We start from the raw sequence: 21,053 nt of genomic DNA on the forward strand, positions 1-21,053 counted from the left end.
AGAGCAGGTCTTTTCTGGCCTGTTCCCTCATTACTTGATGTAGAAGGAGCAGAAGTATGAATAAGACGGAGTTGAAAAACTTTGCTGTTTCTGCTCGTAGAGACTTACTTGAAAAAGTCGCATTACGAGCAAAAATCTTTGGCATTGATGAAAACAATAGTTTACATATAGATGAACAGTTTGGACAGCTTGTTATTAACGGAAACACATACCCATTGCAAATGCGTTCAGCCTTTCAGTCGTTAGTAAATCAGGTGAAGACTAAGGGATATGAGCAACTTATTGAAGAAGTGGCTTATACGTGGTTTAACCGTATTATTGCAATTCGTTATATGGAAGTTCATGACTACCTTCCTGAACGAGTAAACGTGTTGTCTAGCAGTACCGGGAAAGTAGAGCCTGATATCTTATCGCAGTTTGAAACAATGGATTTGAACATTGATACGGCTGCAATTAAGGACTTAGTAAGACAAGGGGAGGCTGAACAAGCTTTCCGAAAGTTGTTCATTGCACAATGTAATGCATTAAACCCGATTTTGCCTTTTATGTTTGAAAAAATTAACGATTACACTGAACTGCTGCTACCTGATTTTTTGTTGGATCGTGAATCAGTGATTAGTAAGTTAGTTAATAATGAAGAACTTACAGCAAGCTTCTCAGAAGTTGAAGTAATTGGATGGCTATATCAATTCTATAACTCTGAGCCAAAAGATAGAGTGTTTGCAAATTTAAAAAAGAATAAAAAGATTGAGAAATATGATATACCAGCTGCTACTCAGCTTTTTACTCCGAAATGGATTGTACAGTACATGGTTGAGAATTCATTAGGACAACTTTGGTTAGAATCCAATCCAGATTCACCTCTCAAGCAATCTATGAGGTATTATATCGAGCCTGCAGAGCAAGATGAAGATGTAATGCGGAAGCTAGAAGAAATTCGTTATAAGAACGTGAACCTTGAAGATATTACAATTATTGACCCTTGTGTTGGTTCCGGGCATATCCTTGTTTATGCGTTTGATTTATTGCATCAAATGTATGAAGAAGTAGGATATTCAAGTGGAGATATCCCTCAGCTTATTCTAGAAAAGAATTTATATGGTCTCGATATTGATGAGCGAGCAGTACAGTTAGCATCATTTGCATTAATGATGAAAGCAAGAGAGAAATCACGACGCGTCTTCCGAAGAAAAATTAAATTAAACATTTTTACTGTAAAGGAATCTAATGCCTTAGAAAAGGAAGGTATCGTAGACCTAATCGGAAAAGACGAAAAAGAAAGAAAAGAGATAAAATTAATTTTAGATACATTTGTTAATGCTAAAAACTTCGGCTCCATTTTACAACTCCCAGAATTGCCGTATGATATGTATCTAAGAAGATTAGATGAAATGGGAGAAGAACAATTAACAGTTGAAACATATAAGGCTTATAATGATTTGTTTGTTTTTAAAGAATTATTAGAGCAAGCTGCAGTAATGTCTGCCAAATATGACATCTCGTTGACAAATCCGCCATATATGGGTGCTAAAGGTATGAATTCTCCTTTGTTGAAATTTGTAAAGGATTCTTATCCGAACTCTAAAACAGATTTATTCGGAGCATTTATAGAGCGTTGTAACAGTTTTACAAAAGAAAATGGGTTTGTAACACATATTACAATGCATTCATGGATGTTCCTATCATCTTTTGAACAATTAAGATTAAATCTATTAAGAGATAATACATTCTACTCCATCTTACATCTAGGTATGGAAGCATTTGAAGGAATAATTGGAAAAGTTGTTCAGACAGTAGCAGTCGTATTAAGAAATTATAATCTTCCTTCTTATAATTTCAAGAGTGTACGCTTAGTAGATTTCTACGACTCATTAAGGTGGGAAAAAGAAAAACAGTTTTTTAACCCTAAAAACACTTTTATTTATCCGGGATTAAAGTACTTGACAGATATTCCGGGTGCACCCATTGCGTATTGGGCAACTGAAAAAATAAGATCGCAGTTTATAGACTTGACTTCACTAGGAGAAATTGCTGATGTGAAAAAAGGAATGGATACAGGGGAAAATGATTTATTTGTGCGTTATTGGCATGAAGTAAACCACAGGGATCTTTCCTTAGACTTTAATATTGAAAACATCAAGAAATATAAATGGTTTCCATATGCAAAAGGTGGAAAGGCCAGAAAATGGTATGGGAATGCTGAAAACATAGTCTATTGGGCAGACAATGGGGAACAAATTAAAAATCATCAAAAATCCACTATTAGAAATGAGGATTATAATTTTAAGGAGTGCATAACGTGGACTGATTTTAGTTCTAATTATTTATCCGCACGCTATTTACCTAAAGGTTATCTTCGTGACAATAGGGGACCCGGAATCTTTGTCTCAAATAAATATCTTTACCCACTTTTGGGTCTACTTTGTAGTAATGCCACACTAGCATTTCAAGATGTTATTAACCCAACTATTTGCTTTCAAGTTGGAAATGTAAAAAGCATTCCAGTATCTTCTGCTTTGCTAATGGATGAAGCCATTAATTATCTAAATCCAAAGGTTAAAGATTGTATTTCTATTTCTAAAGAGGACTGGGATTCTTTTGAAACATCATGGGATTTCAGGCAGCATCCGCTTCTTCAATATAGGGACAAGAGTTATTTATCTAACGCTTATAATTTATTAGAATCGCATATCGAAAAACTATTTTTCCAATTAAAAATACTTGAGGAAGAGATAAACGAATATATTATGAGTTTATACTCCTTAGAAGGAGAGATACCTTCAGAAGTTCCTGATGAAAGAATCACTATTAGTAAAATTAGTCGAACTAGTAGTGCAAAAACACTACTATCGTACTTTATTGGTTGTATTGCCGGACGCTATTCTCTAGATGTTGAAGGATTAACCTATGCAGGTGGTAAATGGGATGATTCAAAATATAAAACGTTCATTCCTAATAAATATGGATTAATTCAACTAACTGACGAACATTATTTTGAAGATGATATTATTGCTCGTTTACGTGAGTTTTTAACAGTCACATTCTCAGAGGAAACAGTAGAGGAAAACTTACAGTGGCTAGCTGAGTCTCTTGAGTTGAAACGAAACGAAACAGCGGAAGAGCGTTTACGCCGTTATTTCTTAGACGAGTTTTTCAAAGATCATTGCCAAGTGTACCAGAAGCGACCTATTTACTGGCTGGTTGATTCCGGTAAGCAAAAAGGGTTGCGTACTCTTATTTACATGCACCGTTACCAGCTAGATACAATGGCAACAATCCGTTTCGAGCATCTGCAAGAAATCCAAGCGAAGTATAACAATGAAATCGCAGTGGTGGATTTACGCATCGTGAATCCCAACTTGAGCGCAACCGAGAAGCGTGATTTAGAAAAGCGTAAAACAGCTTATCAAAAGCGTTTGGAAGAATTGCTTGAGTTTGATAAGAAGTTGGCTGAGTACGCGAATGCCCAAATTTCTATCGACTTGGATAATGGAGTAAAAATAAACTATGCTAAGTTTGATAAGGTTCTTGCAAAGATAAAATAATATGTAGCAGGTAGCCTGCAGTGTCGATTATACAGACTGTACGGTTAGTAGACTTGTCATGCCCCACACAATAGGGTGCATGGCAGGTCTTTTTTGTTCACTCGGCAAATGAATTTACATTTGGTAAAATGTAAACATGCCTTATTTGGAATTTAAAAGGTTAAAGTAACTGAGGTGTAAACATGAATGTCATTGAAATGCTCCGCGAGCGGGTTCGCGAGGAAATGAACAAAAAGCCGCGTGCTATTGTTTTTTGGTATGATTCGTCTTCACAGGAAACTGCAGAGTCCCTACAGGAAGCTTTGGTAGATGAACATATACTTGTACGTGAGTTGACGAAGAATAACTTCTTTAAATTAAAAATTGAAATTGAAATTGAGTGTCCTACAGAGTCATATGTGCTATATGCGCCGTTTGCTCGTCCAGCAGATGATGAGAATTTCCTGCTAGACATTTTAGCATATGGCTCTGAGTTTAAAGCCGATCAGATTGCAATATGGGCAGAACAGTTGGACGTGAAGGATGTGATTTTACGATCGATAGTCAATCGTTATCCGGTCTTCTTCAACAGCAAAGAACGTAGAGAGAAGCTAAGAAAGGTTATTACTCATTCGCCAAAGGAGGAAGAAATCGAACAAGGAATTCTTGCTGTATTAGCGGGATCTCCATTGGCCAATGTGTCACTTATTACAAAGCACCTGCTAATCGAAGGTTTAGAAGAGAACAATAACGATATATATATAAAAATTAGCAGGTTATTTTCCATAGAGCGCATGTGGGAACTAATTGAGCAATATTTTGGGATACGTCTCACAGAAGAACAACGGACATTGCGTCGGCTAATAGACCATCTCTTATATGCTCATTTTTCAAGGGATGCTGCTACTGAAATTAAATCATTGAGTGATAAATATCCAACTGTTCGTGCAAATGTTTGCGCTCTGTTCATTGATGATTGGATTCATAGTAAACCTAGCGAGGTTGAAGTATTGGAGACATACATAAAAGAGAGTGAACGTACACTTGAGCTGAGGTATCACCTGCAAGACAAGTCCGCCGAGCAGTTCGATAAAGTCACTACCTTCCCGGTCATTGATGTGTTGCTGATTGAAAAAGTAATAGCTGAACTGCAGCATCAAACGACTAACTTAGCAGCGTGGAAAGACCGAATTCTATATAGACTGGATACATATTGGGGACAAACCTCTCATATCGCTCATCTGTATCGGACTCTGTTCGAAGCAGTACGCTTAACAAACTTTAAGACATATATAAAGCAATACGACAGTCGTACTGAGCTATATGGACAATATACAGAAAAGCTTTATCTCATCGACCAAGCGTATCGTCGGTTTATGCAAATATATTCAGAGCTTGAACACAAGGAAAACATACAGCAACTAGCAGATTTGCTTACAAACTGGTATGAGAATGTGTACTTACGGAAGATGGCGGATGAAACAAATTATGCTCTAACTAACGGAATGCAGACGAGAATTCCTTTGCAGCGGAATTTCTTTAAGCAAACCATTCAGCCTATTTTAGAAAAGGAGTCAACGAGGGTGTTTGTGATTATTTCTGATGCTCTTCGATATGAGATTGGTTCTGAGCTATGTGAAAGGCTGAATGAACGGGTAAATGGGGAAGCAAGCATTTCTCCATTAGCCGCAAGCTTGCCAACATATACACAATTAGGAATGGCTTCTTTGTTGCCGCATCGGACATTAACTATAGGTGAGAATAAAACCATTTACGCGGATGGAGAAGCGACGAATGGCACAGCAAATAGGACGAAGATTTTACAGAAAGCACATCCAGACGCAGTAGCGTATCGCTTAGAGGAATTTATGGATTGGTCCCGTACGGATGCAGAAGAAAGGTTTAAAGGTAAGCGACTTGTTTACTTTTATCATGACGTGATTGATGCCACTGGTGATTCCCGTAAATCTGAGCGAGAAACATACGCAGCAGCGGAGAAAGCTATTCGTGCGTTGGATTTTGCTGTTGACCGTTTGTCTCGCCTGCAGGCAAAGCGTATTTTTATTACAGCGGATCATGGATTCTTATTCCAATATCCGCGAATAGAAGCAGATGTTAAAATTGAAGCTGCAAAGGGCCATATTGTTGATGGTAATCGCCGTTTTGCAATTGGACAAGGATTGTCTGTTCCAGAAGGTGCGATACAGCTAGAGGAGAAACAATCACCTTTGATTGATACAGACATTGTATTGGCAAAGGGATTAAATCGCTTTACTGGAGGCGGTGGCCTTCAGTTTGTTCATGGAGGTGCTATGCCGCAGGAAGCAGTCATTCCATTGATTGATTATCGCCGTACAGAAAGGGCTGAGCTAGTCGATGTAAGTATAGCAATGTTAGAGAAGGTTATAACAAACTACCGTGTTCCTGTCACCTTCTATCAAGAAGAGAGCATCTCTAGTGAGTACTTACCTCGTCAGATAAAAGCTACTTTCTATATAGGGCAAGAGCGGATCTCCAATGAAGTAACGTATACATTCAACCTAACAGGTGAAAATCATAAACGTACAGAGCAGCTTGTCTTTACTTTAGCTGAAATGTATTATCCAATGGGGCAAACTTGTACATTAAGAATAGAAACAGTTTCCGAGAAGAAAAGCGAATTGTATAAGGAAGAAACATTTACGATTCGGATGTATGAAGCATTGTACTAATAACTTAAAACCTGCCTTGCAGTAAGCTCGGCAGGTTTTTCAAGATATAGGAGGCTTTAAAGGGTGTTAAAGGTTGGAGAAATTATAAAAGGCCCATTTTGGCCTGAGATTGTGGAGATTAAGAATTGTGAGCTGATAGATGACGATCTTTATTTAGTGGAGTCCATCGGCAGGCATACAAGCAAGTACTATGATCGATACCTAGAGCATTTTCAATTAGAACAGCTGGAAAAGATACAGCAAGAGGATACACAATTTGATCCAGAGCGGCTCCAGCATTATTTACAATATCATGTGCTAAAGGCAGAAGAACGTTATTCTCAATCGCGGGCAAAAGGGAATAAAAAAATCATTCCGCTGCCTCATCAAATAGAGGCGGTATACAGCCGAATGCTTCAGTCGCCGCAAGTGAGATTTTTATTGGCTGACGATCCCGGTGCAGGTAAAACAATCATGTCCGGAATGCTTATTCGAGAGCTGTTAGCAAGGCAGAGCGCGGAACGAATCCTTATTCTCGTTCCACCACTTGTACTAAAGCAGTGGCAGGAGGAATTAAAAGAGAAATTTGGTGAAGATTTCACAATCGTTACCCGCAGTTTATTGAATAGCTCTAATGAAGTGAATCCGTTTGAAAGCTATGACCGAGTTATTGCTTCAGTCTACTGGGCATCGAGGGAGGAGATTAAATCACTTATTTTAAAATCGCATTTTGATCTTGTTATTGTGGATGAGGCTCATAAGATGGCAGCCTACACCCATGGAGTAAAGAAAAGAAAGATTCAGAGGACAAAGATGTATCAGCTTGGTGAAGCGCTGTTGCGTCATACAGAGCATTGCTTACTGCTTACAGCAACCCCCCATAAGGGTGACAAAGAGAACTTCCGCCATCTGATGAGCCTAGTGGACCATGACATTTTTTCCCGCCTTAATACAGGGGAGTCCATGTATGAAAAGAGTAATCCTTTTGTCATTCGCCGATTGAAGGAGTCTATGGTTAACTTTGACGGAACGCCTCTCTTTCCTAAGCGTACGACAAAAACTATCTCATTTGAACTGAGTATAGAAGAGCAAGAACTATATGAAGAAGTTACAGCTTATGTAAGAGAACACTTTAACAGAGCTAAGATAAATAATAAACCGAATGTAGCATTTGCTATGATGATTCTGCAGCGACGACTAAGTTCTTCCCTAGATGCCATTTATCTCTCACTTGTACGCAGAAAAGACCGCCTTGAGGCACTGCTACACAATCAACAGCAAATTCAGCAAGTTGATATTGATGATTTTGAAGACTTAGCAGCTGATGAACAAGAAGAGCTTGAGGCGCAGTTGGAGGGAGAGGTCGAAACCCTTGATTTACATGAACTACAACTTGAAATAGACGTATTGTCGCGTTTAATAGACAAGGCAGCCTCTATCCGCCAGCAGGATGTTGAACGGAAGTATGTAGAGCTAGAGCGTACACTTTTCGGACCTAGCGGATTACTGGCTAAAGGAGAAAAGATTCTAATCTTTACTGAGTCTAAGGATACGTTGTATTACCTTGAGAAGAAGTTGCTTGCTCATGTTTCTGAAGTGGCGAAAATTGTAGGTGATTTCTCGATGGATCAACGACGGATTGAGGTTGAAAAGTTTCGTAACGATTTACAGATTATGCTGGCGACAGATGCGGGTGGAGAGTCTATCAACCTACAATTCTGTAACCAGATGATTAATTACGACATACCTTGGAACCCAAATCGCTTAGAGCAGCGGATGGGACGTATTCACCGTATCGGGCAGAAGAATGAGGTATTTATCTTCAATTTAGTCGCATCCAATACGCGTGAAGGCGATGTACTTATTCGTCTTCTTGAGAAAATGGAACAAATGCGTACAGACTTAGGGCAGGAACTTGTATACGACTTCATCGGTGAAGTGTTGAAAGAGCACGGTGTAGATTTATCTGATCTCATGGAGCAAGCTGTTAGTGGTCGTGAGCATTTAGATGAGTTAATAGATCGGATGGAGAAGACGCTATCAGAGGAACATAAGCGATTGTTGGAATTGGCAAAACAAGAGCGGATGGATGAGCAGAGTTTTGATTTACCGGGTATGCGGAGAGCCTATCAGGAACTATCAATTAACAGTTTGCCAGCCAGAGTATACGGAGAGTTTGTTGTAAAGCAGTTTGAGGAAACTAGAATCCGTCTGCATCTGTCCGCTGATGGTTCTTTAGGGCGTATTGACCGCTTGCCAAAAAACATCCGGGAGCTAGCAAAGAAACGTCGCTTCGTGTTAAAAACAGATGAGTCCATTCGCTTTGCTTTAAAACAGGAGAAAGAGACAGAAGAAACTCCTTTGCTGCAAAACGATCATCCACTATACAAACTAGCGATTGAGTTAGGTGGAAGGGAAGTACAGCAGGTATCTATTCCAGTTTGTCATGTTGTTGCAAATGTTAGTGAGTCAATTACTGTTGAATTAAATCAAGTGAGTGTAGTGGATGGTACGGGAAGAGAGCTAGAACAATCTTTTATGCTGCTTGGGAAGCGTAAATCTGGAGAGTGGATTCAAGTGGATCCTTATATCCTCTTTCAAGATGACTTGGAAGTCACAGACTCAAATGGTATAGAAGACCCTTCTTTTAAAAGACAAGCTATATTACAAGCACGCAAATTGCTCCAAGAAGTGCAGATGAAAAGAAACGATTACTTAAATAAAAAAAGTGTTTATTTAAGAAAATCATTTGATGAACAAATGACTACTCTTCAAAGTCGCCTTCTTCAGTATGAGCAAAACAATATTGATAATAAAAATAGTGCTTTGATTAATCAAACCTATACTCAGATTGAGGATTTAGAAGAACGTAGCCGAGAGCGATTAGATGACATTGAGCGTGAACGAAGTATTCAATTGCAGCCGATAAAGAGAATTGCTCAACTTACACTTGAACCAGCGGGATTCAACTCAAGTCGGGTAATTCCAGATGATGTAATGAAAAGAGTAAAAGAATACGAATACAGAAACGGCAGATTAAATATACAGAAGCGAAAAGCGTTTGGACTTGTTGATTTTACGAGTGAAGCTGCATGTGGTGAAACACGTTTTATCATCGTGACAGATTCTTTGTCAGAACTTTTAAGAAGCATTTGTTATGATGATTATTTGTTGATTGAACAATTTGTATATATTTATGTTTTAGAAACTGGAGAAGTACGAGAAGAAATACAATTAGGGAAAACGAATAAAATTTTATAAAAGATTAAAAGAAAGCTCCTAGTTATTTGATAAACTCTAGGAGCTTTTTAGTTCAATTATTACGTTCAAATAAATATTTTTTAGCTAGTGAATCTCCCAGAAAAATTGCACGAATTATTACTCATTCATTACTATATAGTTTCTAGTTTTCGAATTTTTTACTTAAATACTTTCTTATAGTTACTGCATTTGTTTTCAGTAGGTCTATGAACGGATTCACATGTACAATTGGTTACCCTTGAATATACACATTTGTTGTACATAGGCTTAAATATTTTTATAAACTGTTGATTATCCTCTTCACAAGAATACAATCCCCAATTTGATATCCGCTATTTTAATCTAAAACAAATCTAAAACAGCTCATAGATATGTTTAAGTCCAATCTAGTCGTAAATTTAACTAAAAGTAATTTGATACTAAACTTAAAAAGGAATAAAAGCAAAGCTATAATATTTTAAAACCAATATTAAACTAAATTAATAGAAAGGATATCATTGCTTTGGAACAAGATAAACAAGAAATTACTATTACCAAAAAATCTACAATGGGAGACGTACTTCATGCGCTTAATTTAGGCGTTACCGTTGAACGAATTTCTCAACAAAGCGGAGTGGAAAAAAGAATTCTAAGTGAAAAAATTTATAACGCTGGTATTGAGGAAGAGAAGTCCGGTAAATACATTGCAATTTCTGAGGTCGCTCTAGGTAAACTTCTAGGAAGTAAAATATATAATGTCCGAAATAAACTGGAGAAAAAGAAAGGTAGTAAAGAACAAATGACAAGTAATAATTTAGAACAATTGAATTCAGATATTCGAAAATTTATGTTAGCTGATAGAGAAAAGGCTAAACAATACACACCATCTAAGGAAGTTTGGCAACAAATAAAGAACCTACAGAAATATCTTTTCAATGTCCAGCAAGATTGGTTAATTGATGCTCTTATTAATGTTGCATTGAATTCAATAAAACTTCCAGATGACGCATTCAAAGATAAGCGCAACTGTTAAGTAAACAAAAGGGGAATCGGTAAGGGAAGGAAAAAAACTAAAAAAATAATAGAAAATTAGTACAGTAAAAGGAATAAGTGTACTAATTTCCTGTTTGCCATGACGGATAGTTAGTGTTATTCTTATTGAAAATATAGAATTTAATAGTTGAAAAAGGGAAAACCCCAAAGTTGAACGTCTTTAAAAGGCGTATTTAACTTTGGGTTTTTTTATTTTTAATCAGTTTTAAATAAAAGGAGTGTAATAAATTGTTAATTAGAGAACTACTTCAACAACAAAACAAACTTAATCTTCTTAATACGACCTCTCTTCGTCTTATTCCTGTGTTAGCAGAGAAATCAGATTTAGATGGACTTCTTGAATTTTCTGTAGATGAAATTAAAGAATTAGGATACATGACACCTAAATTAGTTCCAGCAGCAATTGAGGGTCTAATCAACATCGGATGGATCCGCAAAGGTCACGATGGAAAAATATATAGCCTATACACATGTCATACGTCAGCTGAAAACAAAGGTTTTTATTATATCAACCTTTATAAGTTATTTAAAAAGGGTGTATTTAAGTCTATGTACAAACGTAGAATTAATCTGTTGTATTACATCTTAACCTCTAAAATTCCGGGTACATGGCATTCTATTGCAGTAGAGCGATTATATAAGAACAAAACACTTGCCGGTAAGTTAGCCATTCAATCTTTTGATGATTTTGATGATTTAATGAACAATTTCATTCCGCTGATTGAAGCAGGAATCATCGAAATTAGATTAGGCAAAGGACCAACAACTCTTACTAGTAAAACGGCCAATCTCAAAGAGCAAATTTACACTTTTTGCGGAAAAAATAATCAAACCACACGCAAAAAACGGATGCGTGGCGAAAAAGACGGCCACATCCTGCACATCCGTGTAGCGGATGAAGTATTAAAAGATAAAACAACGATTTTTGATATTGACCGTCGTTCTACATTGAGAGATTTAGAACAGATTGCTGCTCAATATGATTACTCTTTAGATGTATTTTCCCAAGATGCACTTGAGGAAATTCATATGGTAAAGCATAAGATTTATAAAGAATTTGGAAATGTAGGAATTACTATTTACCGTGAATCTCTTCAATCATTCTTTGAGTACAGCAGTCATTCTTTCGCTCGATTAATGAATAATGTGGAATTTGGCAGAGTGATTAAAAATCACTATGTGGTTCCGCGTATTCAATTTGAACTTACAAATTCAATCCAGCAATTAGAGAATCAACAAACATTATCTAAAACAGAGGCTTTCCTTCGTTATTTTGCAACGGAAGCTTATTTCGACGAGCTTGTTTTATTTGACCATAAGATGAAATCGTCTTTCGCTGACATATATACCGCAGCCAAACAAACAAATACTATTTGGAAACAATTCGCAGATAAAGTGGAAGGTATTTATCAACAAGAAGCGACTTCTGGTAATACTGCCGAGAGAGTACTGGAATTAGCTTTGAAAGGAGAATTAACCAGCAAAAAACGTATTGAAGAAGAATTGCAACAAAAAGCAAGTACACGAGTAATTGAACAACAAAATACTCGTAATCATTCAAACAGACCGGAAACTCCTCAAGAGATCCGTCAGTACAAAGAACGGTTACGTGCACGAGGCTTGCTCCAACATAAGAATATTAAAGATATAGACTGCGATTTTTAAGGGAATCACACCCCTTTCTTTCCTATGATCATTTTTTTGATGATAGAAATACATTCTTTATTTTTTAAAACCAAAAATTGTAAAATTCTGGCGTTTTAATACCATGTAGAACGCCTATTTGTCATGCTCTTTTTTATTTGCATCTAATGTACAATTTAATCCGCTTTATTTTTACCTTTTTTTGTAAGTTTTATGAAGAAATATACAATTATTCCTCTTTTTTTGATAAGAATTTTTTCCTTTATCTAGTCTCCTTTATCTACTTTCTATAAATTTGAACAGTTTGCTTATAAAAATAAAGTGTAAATTTGTTAAATTCATAGTATAAGAGAAATAGATTTTAATGAATAATGATGGATATTGAGCTGAAGCTAATAATATCAAGGGTTTTTGGGGTATTCTTGCAGGTAAAAGAAGTTGTTAATGAATCTTATTATGTATTTGAATTATTAATTCTTATCATTAATTTTTACAATGAATCTATATAAATAGCAAAGCCATCCCCAGTCCAAACAATAAAAATCTTTCTCAAAACCTTTAACCCCACAATCCAAACCAATTCAATCCATCAAAAAATCACTGTCTTCATTATTTTACTTCACTAACGAAGCCTCATAGACAGCCCTTTACTTTTTAAACAGCCAAATGAACAAAAATACCTCTTGTTCCAGCCGTGAACAGAGAGAGCTGAAGTACGTTTTTAAAAATTGATTAATTAGGCTTATTAGAATACGACTTAATATAGGAAAATTATGGTCTTACCCTTTGAAAAAACTCTGATTAATTCTTTAAGTTACCAAATAATAGACGATATAAAAAGTGTGTGGAAAATATAGTTATTTTAGTTTGATTTAAGCAATGTAGGAATTAATTGTTAAATTTCAACAATTTGGCTTCTCAGCTCTTATTAATTATAAAAATGGCATATTTAATTATGACTTCAATCCTAAATTAATGAAAAATATAATTTGCAAAAATGGTTTCATCCAAAATTGTGGATTAATTGAAACCATATACCGACAAACTGCAGATTAGTGAATAAAGTTATAGAGGATTATCCGAGAAGCCGTTGGAGTCATAAGGAAATCAATTTTATAGACGAACCCTAACATCAGGGCGGGATGAGGGGGAATAACGAAAGTGAAAAATAGACCCATCCTATTTTGTGCTTTACTCGTTTTCCTATGACAGAAAGTGAGAGAGAGGATTTTACGGAGGTGTTTTTTAATGGAATTACAAACAGTGTTAGAGACGGAAGAACAAATGAAAGAATTGGTGAATGATCTGTTAGAAGAGCTTAATAATATTGAAGATAATAATAAAATTGAGAATATTCTTGCTAAGAAATTGATTGACCATGGTGTAACAGAGAATATTGATGCAGCTGAAGCTGTTTTGGCAGAAATAGAATCTGCTTTACAAACTGTGGATCAAAATTTTAATGATTTAGTTTTAGCGAAATCATTGGGCAAGTCACGCTCAGAGTGGTTTCAAGATAGATTAGAGGAAATAATAGAATCCAATAAATCTATAGTTGAGAATGATTTAATAAAAGGGATAAGTGACGCACTTCAAGACTCAAATAATTCTTTACTTCATAATCTATTTGATAATCAGATGGGATTATCAAAAAATTTAACTAGTATAAATTTTGAAGACATCAACAAAAAAGCAATTGTGCAAAATTTTTTAACAAATGTACAACAAAATACATTTCTAACAGGCTTACTATTTGATGCCTTGGAGATGCAAGATTACAGTCAAGAAAGTGAGAAAACAGATAATAATTTATTAAGATCTTATTTTAATGCAGAACTAGGTGATTCTAAAGATAAAATGGTTAAAAAAGCTTTGACTGTAAGCTTATTAATTTCAACTAAAAAGGGCTGGGCTCCTCTACTTAACAATAAATCTGCGGAGTATATTTCCTATATCGTGGATAGAGGACTAACTACTTCAAAAGTAGCCTTCAAATTAGCAAAAGGGGATATCGGCCCACTAGATGCTGTGGATTATTTAATTGATCGTGGAGCGGCAAAGGTTGTAACGATAGTAAAAAAAGCCTGTATTAAAGGGGGCGGGGCAATCGGCAGTAAAATTGGTGCTGCGATTGGTGCTACATTTGGACCTATTGGAGTTTCTGTAGGAGCTAAGATTGGTCGAGTAGCAGGTGAATTAGCAGGTGGAGTAGTTGGTGATTTTATAACAAAGGGAATTGATAAGTTAGCTGCTAAAGGAAAAGAAGTTATAGGTAACACCATTAGTGGATTTAAATCTCTTGGAAACAGTATATCTTCTGGACTAAAAAGTATTTTTAGCTAACAAGTATTTGGAGGACATTTTAATGGGGAAAACTATAAAATTCAATTTACATATTGACGGGGTACAAATTCGAAATATAGAGGATCTCAAATATAACTTTAATATTCAAGATATATTAGATTATTATCATTCTGGACTCTTATATAAGTGGCTTAAAGTAAGAGGTCTAGAGCTGTTATCAAATGAAATTTTAAAAGTTGAAACAAGTGATGAGTTGGAAATAGCAAAGATACTTATTCAAATGTTTGAAATTGAAACAGATAAACAAACAATTGAGGAACAAATATATAGTTTAAGATATGAGAGAGAACGCCAAATACAATTTGAAGAGTATAGGAAAAACGGATTTAACGTTCAACAAATAATAGATGATTATCATCAAGGTTACATGGGCTTAGTCAATGATTTAATAGAGAGAAAAGATGATCTTCCATTTATTAAATCAGCAATTCATGAAATCGTTACAGAATATAAAGCTTTATTTAGATTAAATGCTCGTTTTTTCTATGAAATGTTTATTGAAAAAGGTCCTCTTGTTATCTTTGCAGTTTTACTAAATGAAAATAGTAGAGAAGTATTTTTGACGCATGAATATATCAAAGAAGAAGTACCTAAAATAGCTTTTAATAATAATGTTTTAGAACAACTAGGAGAGCATCTAAAAACATTCTCAGGGGTTACTGATAATTATTGGAGAGACTTGGAACCAGCTGAAAAGAAAATTATGGTTGTAAGTATCGTAAATGGCAATTTTGTTAGGGGACTTGGAAACGTGGGAGAACAACTCTCAAGTAGTGATGTAAACGGAAAGTTCGTCCTATTGAATGGCTTAAATTATATGAGCAATAATGATACTCATTTACTGAAGTATATGGAGGTATAAACATGAAAAGAAAACCTCTAGAAGCACTTGCTTCATACGTAGATGCATTAAGACCTATTATTTATATTGATCATTTCGATTTTAAAGCTGTAGATGAACTACTTCAGGGGCTATTGGATGAACAGGAATCACGAAAAATTTATGAATTTGACAATGCCAAAGGACATATCAACTTTCATACCAAAAAGCAGAACAATGGTTATACACTTGAAGAATTCTTGTCCTTCATTGAAGATACCGATAATATCAACGGCTTTCTTGTTCTAAAAGATGTACATAATTTTCTCGCTGATCCTAAAGTTATTGCATATCTTAAATCAATTTCTCTAAAAAATCTCTATGATGAAACTTATAATTTAACCGTATTTATCATATCAGCCAAATTGCAAATTCCTGATGAATTGGAACCATTTATTACTGTATTTGAAATGCCTAACCCCGAAATAGATGAGATAGAGAGAATCATTGAAAGTTTCGCGCAAGATCAACAGATTGGTATAGAAAAGGAAATCATTGATTCTCTAGCTGTTTCTTTTAAAGGGTTAAGTACTTTTGAGATTATTCAAATCTTGAATCTTGCTTATCAAAACGGCGGGAATATTGACAAGGAAGATAAAATGATAATTCTTAAAGAGAAAGAACAGATTATTAAGAAATCCGGGATGATCGAGATTGTTAATTTTAAAGAGACAATTAGAGATATTGGTGGATTAGACAATTTGAAAATTTGGTTAGAGCAAAAGGCAAAAATTTTCAAACATTTAGACCGTGCAATAAAATTTGGTGTCGATGTGCCTAAAGGAACTTTAGTTGTTGGGATGCCGGGATGTGGTAAAAGTTTAACCGCAAAGGCCACTGCGGGTTTATTTGAGGTTCCTCTTCTCCGATTAGATGTTGGAAAACTTCTTGGTAAATATATCGGAGAAAGTGAAGAAAATATGAGAAAAGCATTACGCATAGCAGAAGCAGTGAGTCCATGTGTTCTATGGATTGATGAAATTGAAAAGGCTTTTTCAGGTATTGGAGATACAGGCGGTCATGAAGTAACCAATCGTTTATTCGGTTACTTTCTAACATGGTTACAAGAAAAGGAAAGTACTGTATTTGTGGTAGCGACTGCTAATGATATATCCCGTTTACCAGCTGAATTTCTTCGAAAAGGAAGGTTTGATGAATTATTCTATGTTGACTTCCCTGATGCAGAAGAAAGAAAGCAAATTTTTGAAATACACTTGAGAAGAAGAAATAAATGGAATAATGAAATTGATACTATTCAGTTAATTAAGAATTCTGAGGGGTTTAGTGGAGCGGATATAGAAGCAGTTGTTAGGGATGTAATTGAGAAGGCGTTTATTAACGGTAAAGATATTGTTAATACCCAAGATTTGTTGGATGTAATTAAACAAACAAAATCACTATCACAATCATTAAAAGATAAAATTGAGCAAATGAGAAAAGCCATTGAGAAAATTGACATAAAGCCTGCAAATGGAGTACTAATAAGCAATAAGCCTTCCCTTAATGAAAATGTAAAGGATAGGAAAAATGTTAATTCGTCTCCTGAAATAGATAAAAGAAAGAAAAATATCCGCAGCGGTACCTTAAGTGCTGGTGTTCGCTCGATGTATCTCAGTGCAAAATAAACTTATTTAGAATAGAATATAGAGTTACTTTAACATGTGATATTTTGGTAACTCCATCAAAGAAATGAGCGTAAATTCAAGTATCTCTCAATATTCGTTAACTATATAAAAGGGCAGAATATAAGTAGGTGCAAAAATGAACTTATTAAATTTTTTATTACCAAAAAAAGAAAATAAGTCTCAGGAACGTGAGGAACAACATTCAATGATGACGGTGGAAGATCCACGAATACGCCATCTTGAACAAAAAATAAAACAACTACAACAAGATGCATTGCAAAAAGAGGAAGTATATAAACAATTAGATACGGAACTAAAACTAGCTAATTATAAAAAGCTTGAAGAAACAGTAAGGCTAGCTGAATTAGAAGAAATAAAATTGAGCTACCGCAAGCTTGAAGAAGAAAATATAGAACTCGCAAAACGTCCATCGCTAGCAGACTATAACTATAAAAATACACAAATTCAGCAATTATCAATGCGATTAAAAATAGTTGAACAAGTAACGGTTTCAAAAGAAAAGTATGCACTCTTAGAGCAAGAGACGACACATTTAAAACAAGCGTTGCACAAGATGACTTCTAAAGTCGAACGATTAGAAAATATAGTTAGTGATTACGAAGGGCAGAATAGTGACCTTCAATGGCAGCTTGAACAGTTAAAAGGCAAACAAGCAACAATGTTAGATGCAACGGTTTATGATACCTTAGAGGAAAAATACAATGCATTACATACTGCTCATGATGCCTTACAAATTGATTATGAACAACAGCTTCAACAAAACCAACTATTGAATTTGCAAGTCCAGCAGTTACAGGTGCAAATTGAACAAATGCAACAATCTGTAGCAGAAACAGTCTCACAACAACATAGGCTCAAAACAGATAATTTAGAAGTAGAAGCTGTAGAGTTATTAGTGGAGGATTTGCCTGCTATATCAGGAACGTTTGAAGAAGAAGTCCCTACAGAGATGGAGCAGGACGAAGTAATCGCAGTTTTAGAGGGAACACCTGTTGTACCACTAATGCTAGATGAAGAGGACATGGAACGTCTAGTATTTGATGAAGTATTTTTAGAAGAAGTGTCAGATGAGAAAGAGTTGCTTGTCGAGCAAGAAGTAGATGAAGCACAAATGGTACAAACCATGTCGGAAGCGCTGTTAAAAACAGTTCCAACAATAGACGAAGGCGTGAAAGCTACGTTTCCTATCTATGATGCTTCTTCATTTTTACCGCGTAATGATAAAGAGGAGCATAACTATTTAAGACGAGTAATTGCCCAAATTAATACGTCTATGCACCAAATTCATAAAATTGATTTTAATAATACGTATGAAATAGATTATGCAACAGCTTATGTAGAAGGGATTATGCGCAAAAAAATGCATGAGCATAATCGCCGCCTACAATATATGAAGGATCGCCCATATATAGGACGTGTTGACTATGTTACCGCAGCGGGTGCAGAAACGATGTACATCGGAGAACAAGGGATTGACGGGCATGTTATTTCATGGAAGGCAGAAGCTGCATCACTTTATTATTTGCGAACAGTCGGTCAGGCAATTGCTCACAAAACGCTAGGAGATGTCATTGTCGATTACATACGACAAATCGATATCCAATTAGGCAGTATTAAAACGCTTCATCCACCAATCACTACAACGAGCCAATACTTTAAAGATGAAGGTTTAGTTTCTGCATTGACGAATAAACGCGGTTTAGATATGCAATCAATCGTTGCGACATTACAGCGAGAGCAATATGAAATTATTCGTTTACCGATGACCCAGCCTATTATTATTCAAGGTTCGGCGGGTAGCGGTAAATCTGCTATCGCACTTCACCGTTTGAGTTATTTACTATACAAATATCAAAATTTAAAACCTAATAGAGTAGCGATATTAGGACCGAATAAAGCGTTTTTAAAACATATTCAAAACGTTTTACCGACATTAGGTGATTTTGGTATTAAACAAACTACATTTTTTGAACTGGCGTGTGACATTTTAATGCTTTCACCATCAAAAGTGATGCGTCACCAAGTAGCAGAGTTAGAAATTATTAAAACGAAAGGCTCTTTAGATTTCCGAAATATCGTACAGCAAACGACAACGAGCATGTTGAACGATCTTCGAATTTGGGCAAAAGCATATACGTTAAAATCAATTTCTATCCCGATTGTGCCAATTTTACGAGAAATGGAAAAATATCCGTATCTTACATTAAAAGACCGTGAAAATCTGTATTTCAATTTCTTCTTAAAAAGCTTGCATCAAGAGCTACAAAGTCAAAATGAAATACAACAGCAATTGGAGCAATGGGTAAAGGAAAAGGCGAAATCGATTGAGAAGCAAGAAGTGATGAATTTACCGCTATATCAAGATGATTTTATTACGCCCGAAATAGCTCAATTAGCAAATCATTGGATTGGGCATATAACTGCTTATAAAACTCAACGTCCTAATGTGACAAAAAAGCAAGTAGATTTAAGTCGCCAACAATTTATAACTGAGATTCAGAAAGCCGTTCATTTAAAAATGAAAAACCACCGTTCAGTTCTTCAACAATTGATGCATCAATCTATAGACGACACAGTTATTGTGCAAACTTGGCATCATCATATACAGCGCGAATTGCGAAAAGAGAGAGAATCGATTCTCTTAGAACATATAACAGACCAGCCTGTTGAAGTGTTTAGTGTAGATGTTCTTATAGAAAATTCTAAGGTTCAACAACAACTTGAAGAAGTACGGGAGCGCGTGCTTAAACAATTAGAGATGGAACAACAAGCATTTTTCAAAATGCGAAAAGAGATGCTCCAACAGGCGTTGCTGACAGAAACTTTAATGATGATTGAACGCGCTTACTATAAGCAAATTAGAGAAGCATTAAAAACACGTTATAACTTAGAGTACAGTTTTAACAATAAGTATCCGGGCTATGCATTTGAAGAAGAGCAGCGTTTATCAGCAGCTGAAAGCGACATTTTAAAAAAATATGTGAAAAGTCATCTTGAACTTGATTATTTTGATTGCTTTGATGAAGCAATAAGAGTTGCCAAATCAGATGGCCTTTTACCGAATAACTATCAATCACTCAATATTTATTATGAAGATTTACCAGCGCTGTTACATATTGCGCGACTAATTAATGGTGTGTCTAAAGAGCATATGTTATCTTATTTAATTGTTGATGAGGCACAAGACTATATGCCCTATGAAATTGTCGAGTTGAATGCATTAACACAGAAAAATGGCTTAATGTTAATTGGAGATTTAGGACAAAACTTGAATCGAGCAAGCTCCTTACAAGATTGGCATACGCTTGATACACTAATTGGTGAGCCTGCTTACTATGAACTACAAGCCACGTATCGTTCGACAGCACAAATCGTTGAAGTGAGTAATCAAATTATTCAGCCGTTTGCGACAGGGAAATATAAGCTTTCTACAGAAACGTTCCGTGATGGTGCGGAAGTAGAATGGGTAGAAGTTACAGCAGCAACCGAAGAACAGAAGCTGATTGCGGTACTAGAAGAGGCTATCTTAACGCATCATTATGAGTCTGTAGCAGTCGTGGTGAAGGATGAATCATTGCTTGAACATTATCGTTATATGATTGATCCATATTTTTCTGTGGCGATTCAAACTGCAGTCGAACTACCAACAAATGTAAAAGTGGTTGTCACAACGCCAACTGCTGTAAAAGGATTAGAATTTGATGCAGTTGTCATTGCACGCTTTAATGACTATAGCTTTACGGATTTTGACCGTAAATTGGCATATGTTACGACAAGTCGCGCCTTGCATCAATTATATATTACATTTGAACATGGAAAAAAATGTTTACTTTCTCCGTAATAGGTTGTTAATTGGATATCACAGTATTTTCCATAGAAAATTTTTAGAGTGCGAAAATTACCATTATCGCACTCTATTTAAGCTCAAATGATTTGTTCAAGGTGATAAAAGACCATTCTGATATTTTTTTTGAATTTATATGAATTCTACGTGAATAATGTTTTTTTATTA

9 protein-coding genes are annotated in these 21,053 nt (G+C 35.6%); all 9 read left to right on the plus strand.

Annotated features, from left to right (window positions below):
• The first annotated feature begins 56 nt into the window (after positions 1 to 56).
• Positions 57 to 3,545, plus strand: coding sequence for a BREX-1 system adenine-specific DNA-methyltransferase PglX (pglX, locus tag ACXAEO_RS05710; RefSeq protein WP_474879000.1), 3,489 nt, complete (start codon positions 57 to 59; stop codon positions 3,543 to 3,545).
• A gap of 182 nt (positions 3,546 to 3,727) precedes the next feature.
• Entirely contained in the window at positions 3,728 to 6,235 is a 2,508-nt protein-coding gene (gene pglZ / locus ACXAEO_RS05715) for a BREX-1 system phosphatase PglZ type A (protein WP_474879002.1), read from the plus strand.
• A gap of 63 nt (positions 6,236 to 6,298) precedes the next feature.
• The gene (locus tag ACXAEO_RS05720) at positions 6,299 to 9,475 is read left to right on the plus strand and encodes a DEAD/DEAH box helicase (protein ID WP_474879005.1); all 3,177 of its coding nucleotides are present in this window, start codon (positions 6,299 to 6,301) and stop codon (positions 9,473 to 9,475) included.
• A gap of 502 nt (positions 9,476 to 9,977) precedes the next feature.
• A complete protein-coding gene (locus ACXAEO_RS05725) occupies positions 9,978 to 10,487 on the plus strand; it encodes a hypothetical protein (RefSeq protein ID WP_474879008.1) in 510 nt (169 codons plus the stop codon).
• A 248-nt stretch (positions 10,488 to 10,735) separates the two neighbouring features.
• A complete protein-coding gene (locus tag ACXAEO_RS05730; protein WP_474879010.1) occupies positions 10,736 to 12,172 on the plus strand; it encodes a hypothetical protein in 1,437 nt (478 codons plus the stop codon).
• A 1,227-nt stretch (positions 12,173 to 13,399) separates the two neighbouring features.
• Complete coding sequence (locus ACXAEO_RS05735) at positions 13,400 to 14,494, plus strand: glycine zipper family protein (RefSeq protein ID WP_474879012.1); 1,095 nt, start codon at positions 13,400 to 13,402, stop codon at positions 14,492 to 14,494.
• Between the two features lie 22 nt (positions 14,495 to 14,516).
• Positions 14,517 to 15,377, plus strand: a complete 861-nt coding sequence (locus ACXAEO_RS05740; RefSeq protein ID WP_474879014.1) for a hypothetical protein — start codon at positions 14,517 to 14,519, stop codon at positions 15,375 to 15,377.
• A gap of 2 nt (positions 15,378 to 15,379) precedes the next feature.
• Positions 15,380 to 17,020 carry an AAA family ATPase gene (locus ACXAEO_RS05745; protein ID WP_474879016.1) on the plus strand — a complete coding sequence of 547 codons (1,641 nt, stop codon included), beginning with the start codon at positions 15,380 to 15,382 and terminating at the stop codon, positions 17,018 to 17,020.
• A gap of 136 nt (positions 17,021 to 17,156) precedes the next feature.
• Positions 17,157 to 20,882, plus strand: coding sequence for a helicase domain-containing protein (locus tag ACXAEO_RS05750; protein ID WP_474879019.1), 3,726 nt, complete (start codon positions 17,157 to 17,159; stop codon positions 20,880 to 20,882).
• Positions 20,883 to 21,053 lie beyond the last annotated feature (171 nt).

This window comes from Bacillus sp. ABA4_010, from assembly GCF_056159105.1.

Excerpts from the sequence above, each read along its gene's own strand:
- pglX (WP_474879000.1), top strand. The coding sequence starts at position 57 with ATGAATAAGACGGAGTTGAAAAACTTTGCTGTTTCTGCTCGTAGAGAC.
- pglZ (WP_474879002.1), top strand. The coding sequence starts at position 3,728 with ATGAATGTCATTGAAATGCTCCGCGAGCGGGTTCGCGAGGAAATGAAC.
- ACXAEO_RS05735 (WP_474879012.1), top strand. The coding sequence starts at position 13,400 with ATGGAATTACAAACAGTGTTAGAGACGGAAGAACAAATGAAAGAATTG.
- ACXAEO_RS05740 (WP_474879014.1), top strand. The coding sequence starts at position 14,517 with ATGGGGAAAACTATAAAATTCAATTTACATATTGACGGGGTACAAATT.
- ACXAEO_RS05745 (WP_474879016.1), top strand. The coding sequence starts at position 15,380 with ATGAAAAGAAAACCTCTAGAAGCACTTGCTTCATACGTAGATGCATTA.
- ACXAEO_RS05750 (WP_474879019.1), top strand. The coding sequence starts at position 17,157 with ATGAACTTATTAAATTTTTTATTACCAAAAAAAGAAAATAAGTCTCAG.